General features: G+C 54.4%; 5 protein-coding genes. 3 read left to right on the forward strand and 2 right to left on the reverse strand.

Annotated elements, in window-relative coordinates; translation table 11 throughout:
* Window positions 1–15: 15 nt before the first annotated feature.
* Complete coding sequence (gene raiA, locus MKR05_RS11530) at window positions 16–351, reverse strand: ribosome-associated translation inhibitor RaiA (protein ID WP_002914111.1); 336 nt, start codon at window positions 349–351, stop codon at window positions 16–18.
* 271 nt (window positions 352–622) lie between these two features.
* Window positions 623–1360 carry an outer membrane protein assembly factor BamD gene (bamD, locus tag MKR05_RS11535; RefSeq protein WP_004145664.1) on the reverse strand — a complete coding sequence of 246 codons (738 nt, stop codon included), beginning with the start codon at window positions 1358–1360 and terminating at the stop codon, window positions 623–625.
* Window positions 1361–1491: 131 nt separating this feature from the next.
* Between bamD and rluD the strand changes: the two genes are divergently transcribed.
* From rluD to clpB, 3 genes are all read left to right on the forward strand, one after another.
* A complete protein-coding gene (rluD, locus tag MKR05_RS11540) occupies window positions 1492–2472 on the forward strand; it encodes a 23S rRNA pseudouridine(1911/1915/1917) synthase RluD (protein ID WP_023290681.1) in 981 nt (326 codons plus the stop codon).
* Window positions 2469–3200, forward strand: a complete 732-nt coding sequence (gene yfiH / locus MKR05_RS11545) for a purine nucleoside phosphorylase YfiH (RefSeq protein ID WP_023290680.1) — start codon at window positions 2469–2471, stop codon at window positions 3198–3200. The genes rluD and yfiH overlap by 4 nt, the downstream gene beginning before the upstream one ends.
* Before the next feature lie 128 nt (window positions 3201–3328).
* Window positions 3329–5902, forward strand: a complete 2574-nt coding sequence (clpB, locus tag MKR05_RS11550) for an ATP-dependent chaperone ClpB (RefSeq protein ID WP_004206837.1) — start codon at window positions 3329–3331, stop codon at window positions 5900–5902.
* The last annotated feature ends 445 nt before the right edge of the window (window positions 5903–6347 follow it).

Below are 6347 nucleotides of genomic sequence, written 5' to 3' on the forward strand. Positions count from 1 at the left end.
AACTTAAGTTAAGGATTACTCTTCTTCTTCCACAAAGCCTGCCTCTTTCACCGACGTCGCGGCGCGGCGGGCTTCCCCTTTGTGTTGCACTTTATTGAGCTGCCGTTCCAGCTTGTTGATCAATTCGTTAATGGCGGCGTACATATCTTCATGACGCGCACTGGCAACCAGATGGCCGTTTGGCGTGTTGATGGTTGCGTCAGCGATAAAACCCTGCGGCTCCTTAGACAGAATGATGTGCGGGTTAATTAAATGAGTTTGCCACTTATCCAGTTTGGCGAGACGGTCTGCGACATGCTGGCGGATTGCCGGAGTAATTTCCATTTGTTTACTGGTAATGTTCATTGTCATAAATTTTACCTCTTGTCTTTCCCGTCTTGGTGAATCCAGCATACCTTTCCCAATGTCAAAATGTGTGATCTAAATCACATTTTATTGTCACTTTTTGTCAACGAATTCATTTTGTGAGACAGGGCAGGAAGAGATGAGATTTTACTTGTCGAACCCGACAAAGCAGGCCATATTTGATGAGTTAACCCGGCGCTAAACCGCTTCAGCTAGCCAGTATAATGGATAAAAAAACGGCAGCCAGTGGCTGCCGTTTGCGATCTATGAATCAGGCTCAGGTATTCTTGCTGTTCGCGGCGATAATCTTCGCGACTTTGTCCGCCTGAGCGTTCATCTGCATTTGACGATAGGCGTTTTCCATCTTCGGCAGGGCATCGCGGGTGGCCTGGGTATCCGGATAGTTACGCATCATACCTTCCACGCGGTTAACGACGGCAACCCATGCGCCGCGGTCGGTGTAGTAATCCACCACCGACAGCTCATACTTCGCCAGGCGATCTTTCAGGAACACCATGCGCTTATAGGCGTCAGTGGCATACTGGCTGTTCGGGTAACCACGTACCAGTTTGGAGAAGTCATTGAAGGCATCGCGCGCGTGCTGCGGATCGCGGTCGGAACGATCGACGCCGAAGAAGCCCTGCAGGGCGCTGTCATCCAGAGCCATGTTGGTCAGGCCGCGCATATAGATGACGTAGTCGATGTTCGGATGGGTGGGGTTCAAGCGCATGAAGCGATCGATGGCGGCCTGAGCAAGCGGCAGATCGGCGTTTTTGTAATACGCATAAATCAGATCCAGCTGTACCTGTTGGGAATAAGGGCCGAATGGATAACGGTTATCCAACGCTTCCAGTTGCGTTATCGCCTGTTTCCAGTTACCGTCCTGCAGTTTTTGCTGGGCGGTCGCGTAGATTTCATTCGGCGGATTATCAGGCACCTCTTCCTTAGAGCCGGAGCAACCCACCAAAGCCAGGCTCAGTGTGGCGGCTGCCACCAGGTATTTCATGCGCGTCATGACGTTTTGACTTCCTCAAAATGTTTATGCGGGAGAATCTCTGTTCCTGCTCCCGATTAAGACCAGCTACAATAGCACACTATATTAAACGGCAAAGCCGTAAAACCCAACGTTAAACGAAGAAGCTGTATATGGCACAACGAGTACAACTCACCGCAACGGTGACCGAAAATCAACTCGGTCAACGCTTAGATCAGGCTTTGGCCGAATTGTTCCCTGATTATTCGCGATCGCGGATAAAAGAATGGATCCTCGACCAACGCGTATTAGTCAATGGCGCCATTGGCGATAAACCGAAAGAAAAAGTGCTGGGGGGAGAACGCATCGCTATCGATGTGGAAATCGAAGAAGAGGCGCGCTTCCAGCCGCAGGATATTCCGCTCAATATCGTTTACGAAGATGACGACATCCTCGTGATCAACAAACCGCGCGATCTGGTTGTACATCCTGGCGCGGGCAACCCCGACGGTACTGTGCTGAATGCGCTGCTGCACTACTATCCGCCTATTGCCGATGTGCCGCGTGCGGGTATCGTCCACCGTCTGGATAAAGACACCACCGGTCTGATGGTGGTGGCGAAAACCATTCCAGCGCAAACCCGGCTGGTGGAGTCGCTGCAGCTGCGCGAGATCACCCGTGAGTACGAAGCGGTGGCGATCGGTCATATGACCGCCGGCGGTACGGTGGAAGAGCCGATCAGCCGTCACCCGACCAAGCGTACCCATATGGCGGTGCACCCTATGGGCAAGCCGGCGGTGACCCACTACCGCATTATGGAACATTTCCGCATTCATACCCGTCTGCGCCTGCGTCTGGAAACCGGGCGTACGCATCAGATCCGCGTGCATATGTCGCATATTACCCATCCGCTGGTAGGCGACCAGGTGTATGGCGGCCGCCCGCGTCCGCCGAAGGGCGCGTCGGAGGAATTCATCACCGCGCTGCGTAAATTCGACCGCCAGGCGCTGCACGCCACCATGCTGCGTCTGTACCATCCGATTACCGGTATTGAAATGGAGTGGCATGCGCCCATCCCACAAGATATGGTCGAGCTCATCGAGGCGATGCGCGCCGATTTTGAAGCCCATAAGGACGATATTGACTGGTTATGACTAAACTGATTGTACCGCAGTGGCCAATGCCCGGCAGCGTGGCGGCCTGTAGTTCTACCCGCATCGGCGGCGTGAGTCTGCCGCCCTATGACTCGCTCAATCTGGGCGCCCATTGCGGCGACAATCTGCAGCATGTCGAAGAAAACCGGCGGCGGATGTTTGCCGCCGGCGGCTTGCCGTCTTACCCGGTTTGGCTGGAGCAGGTTCATGGTACCGATGTGCTCACGCTGGACGGCGGACCCTATCCGTCGAAACGCGCGGATGCCTCTTATAGCCGTACGCCAGGGACTGTCTGCGCGGTGATGACCGCTGACTGCCTGCCGGTCCTGTTCTGTAACCGCGCCGGTACCGAGGTCGCCGCGGCGCATGCGGGATGGCGCGGCTTATGCGAAGGGGTTCTGGAAGAGACGGTCGCCCGTTTCGCCGATAAAGCCGAAAACATTATGGCGTGGCTGGGGCCCGCCATCGGTCCGCAGGCGTTTGAGGTGGGGCCAGAAGTTCGCGACGCTTTTATGGCGAAGGATGAGAATGCGCACCGTGCTTTTCGTCCGGCAGGCGAAAAATATTTTGCTGATATCTACCAACTGGCTCGACAGCGTCTGGCAAACGTCGGCGTTGAGCAGATTTTCGGCGGCGATCGCTGCACGCTAAGCGAAAAGGATGATTTTTTCTCTTACCGGCGCGACAAGACCACCGGTCGTATGGCAAGTTTCATTTGGCTGATATAACCTAGAGAATCAAGACGATCCAGAAGGCAAACTTATTTTTCGCATAGTTCAGGTCTTTAACCTTGAATAATTGAGGGATGACCTCATTTAATCTCCAGTAGCAAATTTGACCTGTTATGGGAGGAGTTATGCGTCTGGATCGTCTTACCAATAAATTCCAGCTTGCTCTTGCCGATGCCCAGTCGCTCGCACTCGGGCACGACAACCAATTCATCGAACCTCTTCATTTAATGAGCGCCTTGCTGAATCAGGAAGGGGGATCGGTACGTCCTTTATTAACCTCGGCGGGCGTGAATGCCGGGAAACTGCGCACTGACATCGAACAGGCTCTGAGCCGTTTACCGCAGGTGGAAGGCACCGGCGGCGATGTGCAACCTTCTCAGGATTTAGTGCGGATCCTGAACCTTTGCGACAAGCTGGCGCAAAAGAAAAAGGACAATTTTATTTCGTCAGAACTGTTTGTTCTGGCGGCGCTTGAATCACGCGGTACGCTGACCGACCTTTTAAAATCCGCCGGAGCAACAACCGCCAACGTGACCCAGGCGATTGAACAAATGCGCGGAGGTGAAAGCGTGAACGATCAGGGTGCCGAAGACCAACGTCAGGCATTGAAGAAATTTACCGTCGATCTCACCGAGCGTGCCGAGCAGGGCAAGCTGGACCCGGTTATCGGCCGTGATGAAGAGATCCGCCGTACCATTCAGGTACTGCAGCGCCGTACCAAAAACAATCCGGTGCTGATTGGTGAACCCGGGGTGGGTAAAACCGCTATCGTCGAAGGCCTGGCGCAGCGTATCGTCAACGGCGAAGTGCCGGAAGGGCTGAAAGGCCGCCGGGTGCTGGCGCTGGATATGGGCGCGCTGGTGGCCGGGGCGAAGTACCGCGGTGAGTTTGAAGAGCGTCTGAAAGGCGTGCTGACCGACCTGTCGAAACAGGAAGGCAACGTCATTCTGTTTATCGATGAACTGCATACCATGGTTGGCGCGGGTAAAGCCGATGGCGCGATGGATGCAGGCAACATGCTGAAGCCGGCGCTGGCGCGTGGTGAACTGCACTGCGTCGGGGCGACGACGCTTGACGAATACCGTCAGTACATTGAAAAAGACGCTGCGCTGGAGCGCCGCTTCCAGAAAGTGTTCGTCGCCGAGCCATCGGTAGAAGATACCATCGCTATTCTGCGCGGCCTGAAAGAACGTTATGAACTGCACCACCACGTGCAGATCACTGACCCGGCAATCGTGGCGGCGGCGACCTTGTCGCATCGTTACATTGCCGACCGTCAGCTGCCGGATAAAGCCATCGACCTTATCGATGAGGCGGCGTCCAGCATCCGTATGCAGATCGACTCGAAGCCGGAAGAGCTGGACCGTCTCGATCGCCGTATCATCCAGTTGAAACTGGAGCAGCAGGCGCTGAAGAAAGAGTCTGATGAGGCGAGTCTGAAGCGTCTTGATATGCTCAACGAGGAGCTGGCGGATAAAGAACGGCAGTACTCGGTGCTGGAAGAAGAGTGGAAAGCGGAAAAAGCGTCCCTCTCGGGCACTCAGACCATCAAAGCCGAGCTGGAGCAGGCGAAAATCGCCATCGAACAGGCGCGTCGCGTCGGTGACCTGGCGCGGATGTCTGAGCTGCAGTACGGCAAAATTCCGGAACTGGAGAAACAGCTGGCGGCAGCCACTCAGTCCGAAGGGAAAACCATGCGTCTGCTGCGTAATAAAGTAACGGATGCTGAAATCGCCGAAGTGCTGGCCCGCTGGACCGGTATCCCTGTCTCGCGCATGATGGAAAGCGAGCGTGACAAACTGCTGCGTATGGAGCAGGAACTGCATCATCGGGTAATTGGCCAGGATGAGGCGGTTGAAGCGGTATCTAACGCGATTCGCCGCAGCCGTGCCGGGCTATCCGATCCGAACCGACCGATTGGTTCATTCCTGTTCCTCGGTCCGACCGGGGTCGGTAAAACCGAGCTGTGTAAAACGCTGGCTAACTTTATGTTCGACAGCGACGACGCGATGGTGCGTATCGATATGTCCGAGTTTATGGAGAAACACTCCGTCTCGCGTCTGGTCGGTGCGCCTCCGGGATACGTCGGTTATGAAGAGGGCGGTTACCTGACCGAGGCGGTGCGCCGTCGTCCTTATTCCGTCATCCTGCTGGATGAAGTGGAAAAAGCGCACCCGGATGTGTTCAACATTCTGCTGCAGGTACTCGACGACGGGCGCCTCACTGATGGGCAGGGGAGAACGGTCGACTTCCGTAATACGGTGGTCATCATGACCTCGAACCTCGGTTCCGATCTGATTCAGGAACGGTTCGGCGAGCTGGATTACGGACATATGAAAGACCTGGTGCTGGGAGTGGTCAGCCAGAACTTCCGTCCGGAGTTCATCAACCGTATCGATGAAGTGGTGGTCTTCCATCCGCTGGGTGAGAAACACATTGCTTCTATTGCCCAGATCCAGCTGCAGCGTCTGTATAAACGTCTGGAAGAGCGCGGATATGAAGTGCGGATGTCCGATGAGGCGCTGAAGTTGCTAAGCGCCAACGGGTACGATCCGGTATACGGCGCGCGGCCACTGAAACGCGCTATTCAGCAGCAGATTGAGAACCCGTTAGCCCAGCAGATCCTTTCTGGTGAGCTGATTCCGGGTAAAACCGTCGAGCTGGTAGTGAAAGACGACCGTATCGTGGCAGTGCAGTAAGTCACAAAACGACAAAAACGGGCCCAGCGGGCTCGTTTTTGTTTAAAAACCAGGCAAGAATTAAAGCTCAACACCTGATTTGGTTGAAAAGTGAGCGGTTGAGTTCTTTTTTTGAATTTATCCTTGTCACTTCAGAATTACCCCCTATAATGCGCCTCCACTGACACGGAACAACGGCAAGCAAGCCGCCGGGACAGGAGGATTCAACAGCGAAAGCAACGTTGAAAACCGACAGAGAAAAGCAAAATAAGCGCTTGACTCTGAATGAGGAAAACGTATTATACGGGACCTCGCGACAGAGCGCTAAAGCGCGTCGCAACTGCTCTTTAACAATTTATCAGACAATCTGTGTGGGCACTCAAAGTGACATGGATTCTTAACGTCCTCGGACGAAAAATGAATACCAAGTCTCAAGAGTGAACACGTAATTCATTACGAAGTTTAA

Origin of the sequence: Klebsiella sp. K5-204, assembly GCF_030128585.1 — a bacterium.
Lineage (GTDB): Bacteria > Pseudomonadota > Gammaproteobacteria > Enterobacterales > Enterobacteriaceae > Klebsiella > Klebsiella quasipneumoniae.